Source organism: Streptomyces sp. AHA2, assembly GCF_036857595.1.
In the GTDB taxonomy this organism is placed as follows: Bacteria; Actinomycetota; Actinomycetes; order Streptomycetales; family Streptomycetaceae; genus Streptomyces.
The window spans coordinates 67,569-81,636 of record NZ_JAUQWJ010000016.1 but is presented as its reverse complement, the minus strand read 5'-3'; the positions used below and the strand labels follow the sequence as shown (position 1 = coordinate 81,636).

General features: G+C 69.9%; 11 protein-coding genes. 8 read left to right on the top strand and 3 right to left on the bottom strand.

Going from position 1 to position 14,068, the window contains the following annotated elements:
- The first annotated feature begins 114 nt into the window (after positions 1-114).
- From Q5694_RS26575 to Q5694_RS26565, 3 genes are all read left to right on the top strand, one after another.
- Positions 115-3,702 (top strand): indolepyruvate ferredoxin oxidoreductase family protein, encoded by a 3,588-nt coding sequence (locus tag Q5694_RS26575; RefSeq protein ID WP_333935899.1) that lies wholly within the window; start codon positions 115-117, stop codon positions 3,700-3,702.
- Positions 3,703-3,823: 121 nt separating this feature from the next.
- Positions 3,824-4,357 carry a DUF7822 domain-containing protein gene (locus Q5694_RS26570; RefSeq protein ID WP_333935898.1) on the top strand — a complete coding sequence of 178 codons (534 nt, stop codon included), beginning with the start codon at positions 3,824-3,826 and terminating at the stop codon, positions 4,355-4,357.
- Between the two features lie 287 nt (positions 4,358-4,644).
- Positions 4,645-6,330, top strand: coding sequence for a ribonuclease J (locus tag Q5694_RS26565; RefSeq protein ID WP_333935897.1), 1,686 nt, complete (start codon positions 4,645-4,647; stop codon positions 6,328-6,330).
- A 179-nt stretch (positions 6,331-6,509) separates the two neighbouring features.
- Here Q5694_RS26565 and Q5694_RS26560 read toward each other — a convergent pair whose 3' ends face one another.
- Positions 6,510-6,854 (bottom strand): DMT family transporter, encoded by a 345-nt coding sequence (locus Q5694_RS26560; protein WP_333935896.1) that lies wholly within the window; start codon positions 6,852-6,854, stop codon positions 6,510-6,512.
- Positions 6,855-7,062: 208 nt separating this feature from the next.
- Here Q5694_RS26560 and Q5694_RS26555 point away from each other — a divergent pair, with 208 nt between their 5' ends.
- From Q5694_RS26555 to Q5694_RS26545, 3 genes are all read left to right on the top strand, one after another.
- Positions 7,063-7,863 (top strand): GNAT family N-acetyltransferase, encoded by an 801-nt coding sequence (locus tag Q5694_RS26555; protein WP_333935895.1) that lies wholly within the window; start codon positions 7,063-7,065, stop codon positions 7,861-7,863.
- 266 nt (positions 7,864-8,129) lie between these two features.
- Positions 8,130-8,372: a DUF5302 domain-containing protein gene (locus tag Q5694_RS26550; RefSeq protein ID WP_333935894.1), complete on the top strand. Its 243-nt coding sequence runs from the start codon at positions 8,130-8,132 to the stop codon at positions 8,370-8,372.
- Between the two features lie 286 nt (positions 8,373-8,658).
- Positions 8,659-9,393 carry a D-Ala-D-Ala carboxypeptidase family metallohydrolase gene (locus Q5694_RS26545; protein WP_333935893.1) on the top strand — a complete coding sequence of 245 codons (735 nt, stop codon included), beginning with the start codon at positions 8,659-8,661 and terminating at the stop codon, positions 9,391-9,393.
- 558 nt (positions 9,394-9,951) lie between these two features.
- On the opposite strand, the gene Q5694_RS26540 is transcribed toward Q5694_RS26545, so the two are convergent.
- Together Q5694_RS26540 and Q5694_RS26535 are read right to left on the bottom strand one after the other, a co-directional pair.
- The gene (locus Q5694_RS26540) at positions 9,952-11,070 is read right to left on the bottom strand and encodes a fatty acid desaturase family protein (protein WP_333935892.1); all 1,119 of its coding nucleotides are present in this window, start codon (positions 11,068-11,070) and stop codon (positions 9,952-9,954) included.
- Positions 11,071-11,077: 7 nt separating this feature from the next.
- Positions 11,078-12,136, bottom strand: coding sequence for a ferredoxin reductase (locus Q5694_RS26535; protein WP_333935891.1), 1,059 nt, complete (start codon positions 12,134-12,136; stop codon positions 11,078-11,080).
- An 86-nt stretch (positions 12,137-12,222) separates the two neighbouring features.
- Here Q5694_RS26535 and Q5694_RS26530 point away from each other — a divergent pair, with 86 nt between their 5' ends.
- On the top strand, positions 12,223-13,362 hold the full coding sequence (locus tag Q5694_RS26530) for a PucR family transcriptional regulator (protein WP_333935889.1): 1,140 nt from the start codon (positions 12,223-12,225) through the stop codon (positions 13,360-13,362).
- Positions 13,363-13,737: 375 nt separating this feature from the next.
- Complete coding sequence (locus tag Q5694_RS34885; protein ID WP_443040946.1) at positions 13,738-13,977, top strand: hypothetical protein; 240 nt, start codon at positions 13,738-13,740, stop codon at positions 13,975-13,977.
- Positions 13,978-14,068 lie beyond the last annotated feature (91 nt).

Below are 14,068 nucleotides of genomic sequence, written 5' to 3'. Positions count from 1 at the left end.
GACGTTCTGGTCCGACGGACCAGTTGCCGGCGTCCGGGGCAGGCCACGGGCCCATGCTGGTGCGACTGCGGCTCAGCGCACTCCGCGCTCGGCCGAGAACGAACAGGAGGCGAGATGACGACCAACGTCGACGCCGACTCCCGTCCCGACGACGGTGTACCGGTCGACCCCCGCCAGCGCTACGAGGCCACGGCCGGGTGCGCGCAGCTCACCGGTGTCCAGGCGCTGGCACGGCTGCCGATCGACCAGCACCGGCGCGACCTCGCCGCGGGGAAGGACGTCGCCACCTTCATCTCCGGCTACGAGGGTTCGCCACTGGCCGGCTACGACATGGAGCTGGGCCGCCTCCGGCCCCTGCTGGAGGCCAACGACATCCGGCACGTGCCCGGGCTGAACGAGGAGGCCGCGGCCACCGCGGTACAGGGCAGCCAACTGGTCAGCACCCTGGACGGCGCCACGCGCGACGGCGTACTCGGGCTCTGGTACGGCAAGGCCCCCGGCCTGGACCGGGCCACCGACGCGCTGCGGCACGGCAATCTCATGGGGGCCCACCCCACAGGCGGCGCCCTGGTGCTCGTGGGCGACGACCCGGCCGCGAAGTCGTCGAGCGTCCCCTGCGCTTCGGAGCTGGCGCTGATGGACCTCGCCATGCCGTTCCTGTACCCGGCCGATTCCCAGGAGGTGCTGGACCTCGGCCTCCACGGGGTGGAGCTGTCACGCGCCAGCGGTCTCTGGGTGGGGTTGAAGATCGTGACCGCGGTCGCCGACGGCTCCTCGCTCGTCGATCTCGGGATCGAGCGGCCGGCGCCGGTCCTGCCGCCGGGCTCGGGCCGCCACCGTCCGACCGCCCGGCTCCTCCAGCCCACCCTGGGTCCACTGGAACGGGACCTCGTGACCACCCGGTTGCGGCTGGCCCGGGAGTACTGCCGGCTCAACCGGCTCAACCGGATCGAACTGCGCGGGGACGACGACGTCATCGGGATCGTCGCCCCCGGCCGCACCTACCGTGAGCTGCGCGCCGCCCTCGATCGACTCGGGCTGACCGACACGCGTCTCACCGAAGCCGGCATCCGACTGCTGAAGGTCTCGATGCCCTATCCCCTGGACACCGAGACGATCGCCGATTTCGCCGCCGGCCTCGACCGGATCATCGTCGTCGAGGAGAAGCGCCCCTTCCTGGAGACCGCCGTGCGGGAAGCCCTCTACGGTCGCGCCCGTGCGCCCAGGGTCTGCGGGAAGGAGGACGAGCAGGGCGAGGAGCTGATCCCGTCCTACGGTGAGCTCGACGCCGACGCCATCATCGGCCCGCTCGCCCGTGAGCTGCGGGCCCGGGGCGTTCCAGTGGAGCAGCGGCACCCCGGGCGCACCGGGGGCCGCACCATGCTCCCGCTGGTCGGACTCCCCAAGCGTGCCCCTTACTTCTGCTCCGGCTGTCCGCACAACAGCTCCACCAAGGTGCCCGACGACTCACTGGTCGGCGGGGGCATCGGCTGCCACGCCATGGTGCTGCTCATGGACGAGGAGCAGGTCGGCACGGTCACCGGTCTGTCCCAGATGGGCGGCGAGGGACTGCAGTGGATCGGCATGGCCCCGTACACCGAGCGCGGGCACTACCTGCAGAACCTGGGTGACGGCACCTTCGACCACTCCGGTTCCCTGGCGATCAGGGCCGCCGTGGCGGCCGGCGTGAACATCACCTACAAGCTGCTCTACAACTCCGCCGTCGCGATGACCGGCGGCCAGCGCACGGTCGGGGCGATGAACCTCCGGCAGATCGTCGACGTCCTGCGCGCCGAGAAGGTGGCCCGCATCATCGTCACCTCCGACGACGTACGCCGCACCCGGCGCATGCGGCTGCCGTACGACGTGAGGGTCTGGCACCGCGGCCGGACGGAGGAGGCCCAGCGGGTGCTGGCCGGTGTTCCCGGCGTCACGGTGCTCGTACACGACCAGGAGTGCGCCACGGAGAAACGACGCAGGTGGAAGCGCGGCAAGCAGGACAAGCCCACCACCCGGGTGTTCATCAACGAGCGCATCTGCGAGGGTTGCGGTGACTGCGGCCGCAAGTCGAACTGCCTGTCGGTGCAGCCGGTCGAGACCGAGTACGGTCGCAAGACCCGGATCCACCAATCCTCGTGCAACGTCGACTACAGCTGCCTCGAGGGCGACTGCCCGGCCTTCATGACGATCACCGGCGTCGACTCGGCGACGGGTCCCGCGGGCGCTCTGGAGCACGATGCGCGGGTGCTCGGTGACGCGCCCCTTCCCGACCCGGCCCCCTCCGTCACGGGGAGCTGCTTCGGTGTCCGGCTGACCGGTGTCGGCGGCACCGGTGTGGTCACGCTCTCCCAGGTCCTCGCCACGGCGGGGCTGCTCGCCGGCTGGACGCCTCGCTCACTGGACCAGACCGGACTGGCGCAGAAGGGTGGCGCGGTCGTCTCCGACATCCGCTTCCACCGCGCGGGGGAGGGGCACACCAACAAACTGGGTTCCGGTGAATGTGACCTCTACATCGGCTGCGACCTCCTGGTGGCTGCCGACGAAACCAACCTCACGGTGACCTCGCCCGAGCGGACGGTCGCGGTGCTCAACACCGCGAAGGTCGCGACCGGTCACATGGTCGCCGACGTCCGCCAGACCTATCCCGACACCACCGCCATGACCGACCGGCTGCTGACGCGGGTGCGCTCCGGCGCGGCGGTGCTGGACGCCCGGGAAACGGTGCTGGCCCTGCTGGGCGACGACCAGTACCTCAACACCCTGCTGATCGGCGTCGGGTTCCAGATGGGCGGCCTTCCGCTGCCGGCCGCCGCCGTCGAGGAAGCGATCCGGATCAGCGGCGTCGCCGTGGAAGCCAACCTCCAGGCGTTCCGCTACGGGCGGCTGTGGGTCACGGACCGCAACGCGGTGACAGCCGCCGTGAAGCGCAGCGCCCGGCGTGTGTCCGAGCCCGCGACCGCGGACTCGCCTGCCGAGGCCGCACCGCTCGACCGGCTCGTGGCGAACCGTGCCGCGGAGCTGAGCGCCTACCAGGACGCCGGGTACGCCGCCCGCTACGCCGAGATCGTCGACACGGTCCACGAGCGCGAGCGACGGGTCCTGCCCGGGTCCGACGAGCTGGCCACGGCAGTGGCCAGGAACCTGTTCAGGCTGATGGCTTACAAGGACGAGTACGAAGTGGCGCGCCTCGCCCTCGACGAGAGCGTCGCGGCCGAGGTGACCGAACTGTTCGGTCCCGGGGCACGGGCGCAGTGGAATCTGCAACCCCCGGTGCTGCGGGTTCTCGGTATGCGGCGCAAGATCCGGCTCGGTGCCCGGTTCCGTCCCGCTTTCACCGCCCTCCGCCGCATGCGCCGGCTGCGCGGAACCGCTCTCGATCCCTTCGGCCGGGCTCATGTGCGCAAGGTCGAGCGGGCCCTGCTCGAGGACTACACCGAGCGCATCATCCACCTGTCGTCCGCTCTGACCCCCGCCAACCACGCGGTGGCCGTGCAGATCGCCTCACTCCCCGACATGGTCCGCGGGTTCGAGGAGGTCAAACTCCGCAACGTCGCGGCCTACCGAGCCGACCTGCGCGAGCTGACCGAGCGCTTCGACCTCGGCCGCGACGACGCTCGGAACCACGTCGGCCACCAGGCGGCTCACCGTCGGGAACATCGCAGCGAACCCACGACGCCTGATGACGCGGCAACCGGCAGTTGAGAACACGCCCGGAGCACGCCCCCGGTGAGCAGTGAAGTGCCGAGTCCCACCCGCGTGTGCCCGCGCGGGTGGGTCGTGCGGGCGGGGGCGTTGTCGGTCCGCGGTGCTGGCGTCGCCGACCATGGCGAACCGTTCCTGTCTCCACTCCGCGGACTCGATGCCGAACGAGGCGGAGATCCCCGAGCCGGTCCGATGCATATCCGAACACAACTGGGACATCCCGCTCGCGCACAAGCTCATGGTGGGGCGCGGAACGACGGTCGTTCCCTCCATGATCTGGAACCCTCCGATCGGGATCGCCGCGGACTACGCCGACGGGGCGGCCCTGCTGTGCGACCTCCTGCGCGCAGTCGGCAAGGGCCTGGAGGACGACGCCGGGTTCGCCGCATGCGTTGCCACGACCAGGGCGCACCTCGACAAGCAGCAGGCGACCTACTTCATCCTGGAGACCGGGGAGATCGTCTCGATGACGGACCAGGACCCGGTAGCGGGCGTGCAGCGTCTGGCGTCCGGGGACATCCCCGACGCCGTGGCCCAGGCCGAGGCGGCGATCGCCGGCCACAACGACGACTGGCTGGCCTCGATCCGAGCCGACTGGCAGAGCCACTTCGGTTCCTTCTACAGCGAGACGCTCTACTTCTCCTTCTCCACCTGACGAGGCCCGCGCACTCCCACCGACGCGGTGCCGCACTCGGGTACGGCGACGGGATCAGGAACCCTCGCAGGGCCTGGGAGCACCAGAGGTGGGGGAGCGCTGCCGGCGCGTGGCAGCCAGCGGCCTCTTCACGGCCTCGCTGCCCGTCTTTCCGTTCGTGGTGAGAGGGATGGCGGCGACCCCCGTCACGCGGCCGGGCACCCGGGCCGGCGATCCTCGAGGTCGTACCGCGCCTCGCCTGCAAACAGATGATCGTCCTGGCGGGGACTCTTCGGTAACGTGAGGGTATGAGCCACCCGCACCCCGAACTCAAAGCCGCCCCGCCCCTGCCCGAAGGTGCTCTGAGGGTGACCGCCCTGGGCGGTCTGGGCGAAATCGGCCGGAACATGACCGTCTTCGAGCATGCAGGCAAGCTGCTGATCGTGGACTGCGGGGTGTTGTTCCCGGAGGAGAACCAGCCCGGCGTGGACGTGATCCTGCCCGACTTCACCTCCATCCGGGACCGCCTCGACGACATCGTCGCCGTCGTCCTCACCCACGGCCACGAGGACCACATCGGCGGCGTGCCCTATCTGCTCCGGGAGCGGAGGGACATCCCCCTCGTCGGCTCCAAGCTCACCCTGGCCTTCATCGAGGCCAAGCTCAAGGAGCACGGCATCAGGCCCCGCACGGTGCGCGTGCGCGAGGGCGACCGGCGCGGCTTCGGTCCCTTCGACTGCGAGTTCGTGGCCGTCAATCACTCCATCCCGGACAGTCTCGCGGTGGCCTTGCGTACCGAAGCGGGGATGGTGCTGCACACGGGTGACTTCAAGATGGACCAGTTCCCCCTGGACGACCGGATCACCGATCTGCGCGCCTTCGCCCGCCTCGGCGAGGAGGGCGTGGACCTGTTCCTCACCGACTCGACCAACGCCGAGGTCCCCGGCTTCACCACCTCCGAACGCGAACTGAACCCCGCGATCGAACAGGTGATGCGTACCGCACCGCGACGGGTCATCGTCTCCAGCTTCGCCAGTCACGTGCACCGCATCCAGCAGGTCCTCGACGCCGCCCACCAGTACGGCCGCAAGGTGGCCTTCGTGGGCCGCTCCATGGTCCGCAACATGGGCATCGCCCGCGACCTGGGGTATCTGAAGGTCCCCTCCGGCCTGGTCGTGAGCACCAAGGAGCTGGAGAAGCTCCCCGACCACAAAGTCACCCTGGTGTGCACCGGATCCCAGGGCGAACCGATGGCCGCCCTGTCCCGGATGGCCAACCGCGATCACCAGATCCGCATCGGCAAGGGCGACACGGTCCTGCTCGCCAGTTCTCTCATCCCCGGCAACGAGAACGCCATCTACCGGGTGATCAACGGCCTGACCCGGTGGGGCGCCAACGTCGTCCACAAGGGCAACGCCAAGGTGCACGTCTCCGGCCACGCCAGCGCCGGTGAACTCGTCTACTGCTACAACATCGTCCGCCCCCGCAACGTCATGCCCGTGCACGGCGAGTTCCGCCACCTGCGAGCCAACGCCGACCTCGCCATCCGCACCGGCGTCGACCCCGAGCGGGTCGTCATCGCCGAGGACGGTGTCGTCGTCGACCTGGTGGACGGCCGCGCCTCCATCACCGGCAAGGTGCCCGCGGGCAACGTGTACGTGGACGGCATGGAAGTCGGCGGCGCGACGGAAGCCTCCCTCAAGGACCGCGTCACCCTGGCCGAGGAAGGCGTCGTCACCGTCGTGGCCATCGTCGACGCCGACACCGGAGCACTGACCGAGCCCCCCGACTTCCTGGCCCGCGGCTTCGTCCACGACGAGACCACCTTCGAGCCGGTCATCCCCGTCATCGAGAAAACGCTGGCCAACGCCGCTCAGGAAGGCGTCGGCGATGCCCGCCAGCTCGAACAGCTCCTCGCCCGCGCCGTAGGCAACTGGGCGTTCCGCACCCACCGGCGCCGGCCGCTGATCATCCCGGTGATCATCGACGCCTGACCGGGGCACACCTCGCCCCCTCAGACGAGACGGACGGGCAGCCCTCCACCGGCCGCGGCACCGGCATCCCGCGCGGACCGGTGGCGGGCCGTCGAGGGCCCGGCGTGAACGCCGTCCGCACGCGACCAGATGTGGACGCGACGCCCTTGCCGGCAGCTCCGGGGGCAGAAGACTCCAAGTCACCGGCGAAGCCGCGATGAAAGGCGGCTCCATACTCCCAACGGCCTCCCTGTCGGCGGGCGGTCGTGCGTGCCCGGGGGAGTGCCGGAAGACCGTGACCGTTCGGGGGCAACAGGGCTTCTGCCCGCGTGGCCGAGCGGTGTCGCCCGCGCGGGTCGGCCGAGGATGACGCCGACCATGACCAGCACCAGGCCACACAGGTGCTGAACGGCCAGTTCCTCGCCGGCGACCCCCATGCCGAGCAGTACGCCCGTGACCGGGTTGAGCAGGCCGATCAGACCCACGGTCGCCGAGGGCAGGTGCCGCAGCCCCGTGAGCCACGTGACGAAGGCGAGCGCGGTCACGAGGAGCGGAGCACGTCGGGGTCGGCGCTCCACCGTTCGGCGAGGATACGGTGCGTTGGAGCGGGCCCGGCAGGAGGGGCGTGCGCGGCTGCCGAACCTTACGGGCGTGATCGTCTTGTAGTGATCAGTAACCACGAAAGGCGTCACCCGGGAGAGCGGAGAGGGAAGGATCGCGTACGCATGAAGTGTCGACGATGAAGGAGATGCGATGACGGACCTCGCCCAGTCCATCGAGTCGAGGGAGCAACTCGCGGTGGTGTGGCGTGCGATGGTGCTCGATCGAGATGCGGATGCGGACGTGCGCGACCTCCCCGGCATCGCTGTTCGCTGGGCTGACTGCCGGTTCGCGTTCTGGAACGCCATCACTCTCACCGACGTGGGCGCCGACGCACGGCTTCTTCGCCAACGTCTGGCCCGAGTGGCCGACTTGATGCGGGCGAAGAGATATCCGGGCTTCCTGTGGCTCTTCGAGGACCTGCTCGACGACGGGGCCCGCTCCACGCTGGAGGAAGCGGCCCAGCAGGCGGGGCTGCAGTACGCCTTTCCCGGGACCGGAATGGCAGGCGACCTCCTTCCCATCCCCGATCCCGTCCACCCGGAGTTGACGTTCGTCCGTGTGACCACCGACGAACACCTCGAGGTGTATGCGGACATCAACTCGCGTGCTTACGGTTTCCCCCTCGAAGCAGGACGCGACGGCCTCGTCGGCTCCACGCTCTGGAAGAAGGACGTGCACGCCTACCTGGCCATGCGCGGCGATCTCCCCGTTGCGTGCGCCGGCGCCATCGCTGCGGAGGGACGGCTCTTCGTCGTCCTGGTCGCCACGGACCCGCAGTGGCAGCGCAGAGGCTACGGGGAAGCAGTCACACGCAAGGCGCTGTACGAGGGCTCTCGCGTCACCGGCCTGACCCGCGCCACACTGCACGCGACCGTTGCCGGCGCACCGGTCTACCCGCGCATCGGCTTCGAGCCGAACTCCCCGATCCACTTCTTCGGTCTGCAGAGCTGACGCGGGGAGCCCGCGGGACTCGGTCATGATCCGTGACCGGGACGTCACGAGGTGCCGGCAGCAGTTCGGGAAGGTGCCCGTCGGTGACAGCGCCTGTCGGTGTCCACCGCCATCCCGCCCAAGTCGGCCCGCTGCAGTCAGGGTCGCACTCGCTGGTCCGCCGACGAGATCGCAGGTAAGCGGCTGCTGATATCGGCCGTCGGAGCCGGACGCGGTCCACGGCATGACAAGCTGTGGTCTCACAAGCCCGATCCCAGGAGGTCGAAATGGCTGAAGAGTCTGCAACGCCACAAAGTTCGGAACCGGCCGACGCCGAGAACTCCGCTCTCTCGCCCGACGCCGACGGTCAGTACGACCTGAAGCGCAAGTTCCGGGAAGCTCTGGCGCGCAAGCGGGGGTTGCAGGCGGATGCCGCTGACGTGGCAGCGAGCCCCCACGCGGCGAAGGTCCGTGGCGCGCACGGACCGGCTGCGCACCAGCGGCCGTTCAGGCGCAAGAGCGGCGGCTGAGCCGACACGGGCCAAAGGGCCGCTGAGGATTTCACCACGACACCACCCCCGACCATGGCGGCGGCTCCGGGTTCACCGGCGCCGCTGCGCCCGGCCCCTCCGCGTCCGCGGAACCCGTGCTCTCCTCACTCCGCGTCGTTCCCGGGCGCACGCTCACGCGACGAGAGCCGCCGCCGTTCACCCTCCCGCCATGACCGCACCGTTGACGCGCGTAGCACTTGGGCTCAGGCTGGGACCGATGACCGCCACGCATGCGGTTGGTCGCACCGACGACCGGGAGGTCTGAATGCTCAGACGGCTCGCACGTCTCCTCACTGTGATTGTCATGCTCGCGTCAGGGGCGGTGGTCGGTGTGGGCGCAACCGCCGGCACCGCACACGCCGACGAGTGCTACACCTGGAGTCGAACCCTCTCCCAGGGCGCCTCCGGCAGCGACGTCACCCAGTTGCAGATCCGGGTGGCGGGCTGGGTCACGTCCGGGGAGCGTCTCTCCTACGACGGCCAGTACGGCGCCCGCACGGCCGCCGCCGTGCGGGCCTTCCAGTCCGCGTACGGCCTTGCCGCCGACGGGGTCGCGGGTCCGGCGACCTTCAACAGGCTCTACGCGCTGCAGGACGCGGACTGCACGCCGATCCACTTCTCCTACGCCGAGCTCAACCGCTGCAACTCCGACTGGTCGGGCGGTGCCGTCCCGGCGGCCACCGCCAGGGCGAACGCGCTGAAGACCATGTGGAAACTGGAGGCGATGCGGCACAAGCTCGGCGACGTCCCGCTCACCGTCTCCAGCGGCTTTCGTTCCTACGCCTGCAACAACGCAGTCGGCGGTTCGTCCACCAGCCGCCACCTGTACGGCGACGCCGCCGATCTGACCGGCTCCCCGTCGCTCTGCCGCCTCGCCCAACAGGCCCGCACGCACGGCTTCTCCGAGATCCTCGGTCCGGGCTATCCCGGTCACAATGACCACACCCATGTCGCACTCGACCCTTCCCCGTACTGGTCCGCCCCTACCTGTGGCATCTGAACCGCGTGGTCGGTGCCGGCGAACGCAGTACGCGTGTGATCGGGACGTCTCAGGACAACCGCGCGCCGCTGCCGGCCACGCGAGCGCCCGCGTTCGGCGCACCCCACCAGGTCTGCAGGGTGGCTTGTCCTGGTGGACGTCGAACGCCGCCGCCGTTCCTCGCCGCCGGCACCACAGCCGGAGCGCCGCAGCCCGAGGACCGCAGCCGGAACGCCGGATGCGGTCCGGATCGCTGCTCGGCGGCTGCGGCACGACCTGAGCGCAGCCGCCGAGCGGAGCGCTGCGCAGCACGGCCGCTGTCGGCGCATCGTGACGCCGACAGCGCCCGGACCCGCACCGACATCGTCCCGCCCACGCACCCGTCGGCTTCGTCCTGGCCACGGGACCATCGGTTCGCAGGCGAGACCCGGTCCCGGCACGCCGCCGTCCACGCTCCGCCGAAGGCGGGACACAGCCGACGCTCGGTCCAGTGCCGCCTCAGGATGACCTGCCGCAGCGTCGAGCAGTCGGCGGACGCCGCGACGCCGCGACCGACCTCCGGCCGAACCGATACCGGGATCAGGCCGCGACGAGCCTCTGCTCGCGGTCCGGCGTCTTGACCTCCGCCTTCCTGTTCGGCAGCGAGAGCCGGAACACCTTGCGCCACGCGGAGAACACCTGCTTGGGCAGGGGTCCGGTGACGTACTCCAGCTCGTACTTCTCGAACAGCGCACGCACCTTCACGGCGACCTCGGCGTACCGGTTGCTCGGCAGGTCCGGGAACAGGTGGTGCTCGATCTGGTGGGAGAGGTTGCCGGTCATGAAGTGCATGGCCTTGCTGCCGCTGATGTTCGCCGAGCCCATCATCTGGCGCAGGTACCACTGGCCACGCGTCTCGTCCTTGATCGACCGGCGCTCGAAGACCTGCACACCCTCGGGGAAGTGCCCGCACATGATCACCGAGTGGGACCAGATGTTGCGGACCAGGTTCGCGGTGAACGTGGCGGCGAGCGTGGGGAGGAACGACGGGCCCGACAGCAGCGGGTGGATCACGTAGTCCTTGAGCACCTGCTTGCGGATCTTGCGCCCCACGGCCCTGGCCCGCGCGCGGAACTCCGGGTTCCTGCGGCGGCGCTTGCTCAGGTTCTTGCCGAGCTCCAGGTCGTACGCTGCGATGCCGTACTCGAAGAAGCAGGCGTTGATGAAGTTCCACAGCGGCTGGCCGAGGTGGAACGGGTGCCACTTCTGGTCCTCGTCGACGCGCATGATGCCGTAACCGAGGTCGTTGTCCTTGCCGATCACGTTGGTGTACGTGTGGTGCAACTCGTTGTGCGAGTGCTTCCACTGGTCGGCCGGCGAGACGTGGTCCCACTCCCAGGTGGTGGAGTGGATCTTCGGGTCCCGCATCCAGTCCCACTGGCCGTGGAGGATGTTGTGGCCGATCTCCATGTTGTCCATGATCTTCGCCACGGACAGACCGGCGGTGCCGATCAGCCACGCCGGCGGAAAGAGCGAGAACAGCAGCACGCCCCGGCTGACCAGCTCGAGCTTGCGCTGCGCCGAGATGACCTTGCGGATGTAGGCGGCGTCTTTCTCGCCGCGGCCGGCGATCACCTCGTCGCGGATCGCGTCCAGCTCGCGGCCGAGCTCCTCGATCTGCTCCGCGGTCAGGTGGGCGGTGGGGTCGATGGCGGTCAAGATGCTCCTACCGTTCGATGTCGCAGGGGCCCGCCGCGGCGGACACGCAAGTCTGGATGAGCACGCCCGGCTCGGCCTCGGTGATCTCGCCGGTGCGCAGGTCGCGGACGGCGCCCGCCTTGAGCGGCGTGACGCAGCCGAAGCAGATGCCCATACGGCACCCGGAGGGCATGAGCACGCCCGCCTCCTCGCCGACGTCCAGCAGCGGCGTGCCGCCGTCCGCGTCGACGGTCTTGCCGGTGCCGCTGAACGTGACCTCGCCGCCGCCGTCGCCGGTGACGACGATGCCGGGACGGAAGCGTTCGGTGTGCAGGCGCTCTGGGACGCCGTGCTCGGCCCAGTGCTGCTCGGCGGCGTCGAGCAGACCCGCGGGCCCGCAGGCCCAGGTCTCGCGCTCGGCCCAGTCAGGCACGAGTTCGTCGAGACGGGCGATGTCGAGCACGCCGTCCGTGTCGCTGTGCACCTCGGTGAGCCGCAGCTTCGTGCCCGCGACCAGGTCGTGCAGTTCGTTGCGGAAGATCACGTCCTGCGGCCGCGGCGCGCAGTGGACCATGACGACGTCGTCGAGCTCGGTGTCGCGCAGCATGCCCATCACGGGCGTGATGCCGCTGCCGGCCGTCAGGTAGAGCACCTTGGCAGGCCTGGCCTCGGGCAGCACGAAATCTCCGGTCGGCTGGTCGAGCTGGATCAACGTGCCCGGTGTCGCCCTGCGGACGAGGTGGTTGCTGACTCTGCCGTCCGGGATCGCCTTCACAGTGATCGTGAAGCGGCCGTCCTGGCGGTCGGTCGGCGAGGTGATGGAGTAGGCGCGCCACAGGCGCACCCCGTCGACGTCGACCCCGATCCGCACGTACTGACCGGCTGTGTGGCCGCGCCAGCTCCGTCCCGGCCTGATCACGATGGTCGCGGCGTCACCCGTCTCGGGGTGCACGGCCTCGATGCGCCCGCGCAGGTCAGCGCCCGCACGCAGCGGGCTGACCAGGTCGAGGTAGTCCGACGGCAGCAGCGGTGTCGTGACCATCTCCAGCAGTTTCCACGCCCTGCCGCGCAGGGCTGCACTCGTCATGACTCCAGCTTGCTGCGCCTCAGGGCGTAAAGTCCTGACCGCAGGACGTGAATCTGATCGCCTGATTTATTCGCAGGGAACAAGAAGTGAGTCATGCAATCCAGAGGGCGAGCGAACTGGCCCTGGACGAGACGACGGTCACCGTACTTCGGGCCACGCTGAAGACCACCGCCGACGAGGTCGTCCAGGCGATCATCGACGAGGTCCCTCCCTACGCCAACGCCCTCTCCGGCCACATGGGCGCCACCATCCGGCGAGCCGTCCGCACCGCCCTGGGGCACTACCTGGACCTCGCGAGCGGGAAGGCCACAGGAGGCGACGCCGGTGACGCAGCCTACGAGCTGGGCCGCGGGGAGGTCCGCGACGGCCGTTCGATGGACGCCCTGCTCAGCGCCTACCGCGTCGGCGCACGCGTGGCCTGGCGATGCCTGGCAGCGGGTGCCGTACCGGCAGGTCTGCCCGCCGCCGAGGTGGCCAAGTTCGCCGAGCTGACCTTCGCCTACATCGACGAACTCTCCGCCGCGAGCGCCGCGGGCCACGCCGACGAACTGGCCGCCCAGGGCAGGGCCCACGAGCGCCAGCTGGAACACCTGGCCCGCGACCTCCTCGCCGGCGCGAGCCCGGAGGTGCTGCTGGCCTCTGCTCAACGGGCCGGGTGGCAGCCTCCGGTTTCGCTCACCGCGGTCCTGCTGCCCGCCGCCCAGGCCCGGCCGGCCTACCGCACGCTCGACCCGAACACCCTCGTCCTCGACGATCTGCCGGACGCCACCGGTGTGCTGCTCGTTCCCGACGCCGACCGATCACTCCTCTTGCGGAGGCTGACCGACCGCACCGCCGTGGCCGGCCCGGCCCGGCCATGGACTCTGGCGTCCGCCTCCTACGCACGAGCCCTGCGTGCGCGCTCCCTCTCCTCCGACATCCGCGACACCGAGGACCACTTGCCCGAGCTGGTCCTGAGCGCCGACGTGGACGCGTTCGCAGACCTGCGCGCCCGGGCCCTCGCACCGTTGCGGACCTTGCCTGTCGCGAGGGCACGGCGGCTGGAGGAGACGTTGCGGGCGTGGCTGCTGCACCAGGGCAGACGGGACGAGGTGGCAGCGGCGTTGTTCGTCCATCCCCAGACGGTCCGGTACCGGATGTCGCAACTGCGGGAGCTGTTCCCGGACCTCGCATCGCCGCACCGGGTCCTCGAACTGACACTGGCGGTCGGCCTCGGGGTCGGCTGACGCGTACGCGGACCGTCCCCGACCGGGTCCGCGTGCGGCCCAGGCGTCGTTTCGGTGCGACGGGGTGGTCCGCCTCAAGTACGTGGCTCCCCGCTGACCCCGACCCTTCACGAAGCGCATTCGGCGCAGGTGATGCCGATGGACGAGCAGAACAGCCGGCTCCCCCGTCGGGCCAACGGTCCACCACAGAGGGCGTCTTCCTGCAGGGAGGTACACACGAACATGCTCACCGCGTCGCACACGATGACAATCCAGGGGACCGCCTTCGTGGCCGGCGAAGCCCGTGCCGTCCTACGGCTTCGGCGACAGGGCCGATGCGGGAAGGCCCAGAACGCGGGCAAGGGCTGCTGTGACGACAGCGCAAGGGCCAGGCAGGTGCCTGGAGTCCCGATCGGCAGTCAGCGCAAGGAAGTCGGCCAGGTGGCCTGCCTCGGGCTACCTCCGCAGGCGCGGGGACTACTGACGAGCTGGTGCACGGCCGGCGGTGAAACGTCGAACCTGGAGGTTGACCATGGGGTGCTCTGCTCCTGGCTGGCCGTCCTGCCGCTGGTCATCGCGTTCGTGCTGCTCCAGCGGTTGTGGGAGTCGGGGTTGATGGCGGGCGCCGTGAAGTAGCCTGGCGATCTGGGCATGATGGTCGGGACGGCTGTCGATCGACCGGGGGCGCGCGGAAGAAGAAAAGCGGGCTTTCGCTCCATGCAACGGA

Bases quoted from the DNA above. Each gene is read 5' to 3' on its own strand.
- Q5694_RS26565 (WP_333935897.1), top strand. From the start codon at position 4,645: ATGAGCCACCCGCACCCCGAACTCAAAGCCGCCCCGCCCCTGCCCGAA.
- Q5694_RS26535 (WP_333935891.1), bottom strand. From the start codon at position 12,136: ATGACGAGTGCAGCCCTGCGCGGCAGGGCGTGGAAACTGCTGGAGATG.
- Q5694_RS26575 (WP_333935899.1), top strand. From the start codon at position 115: ATGACGACCAACGTCGACGCCGACTCCCGTCCCGACGACGGTGTACCG.
- Q5694_RS26570 (WP_333935898.1), top strand. From the start codon at position 3,824: ATGGCGAACCGTTCCTGTCTCCACTCCGCGGACTCGATGCCGAACGAG.
- Q5694_RS26550 (WP_333935894.1), top strand. From the start codon at position 8,130: ATGGCTGAAGAGTCTGCAACGCCACAAAGTTCGGAACCGGCCGACGCC.
- Q5694_RS26555 (WP_333935895.1), top strand. From the start codon at position 7,063: ATGACGGACCTCGCCCAGTCCATCGAGTCGAGGGAGCAACTCGCGGTG.
- Q5694_RS26545 (WP_333935893.1), top strand. From the start codon at position 8,659: ATGCTCAGACGGCTCGCACGTCTCCTCACTGTGATTGTCATGCTCGCG.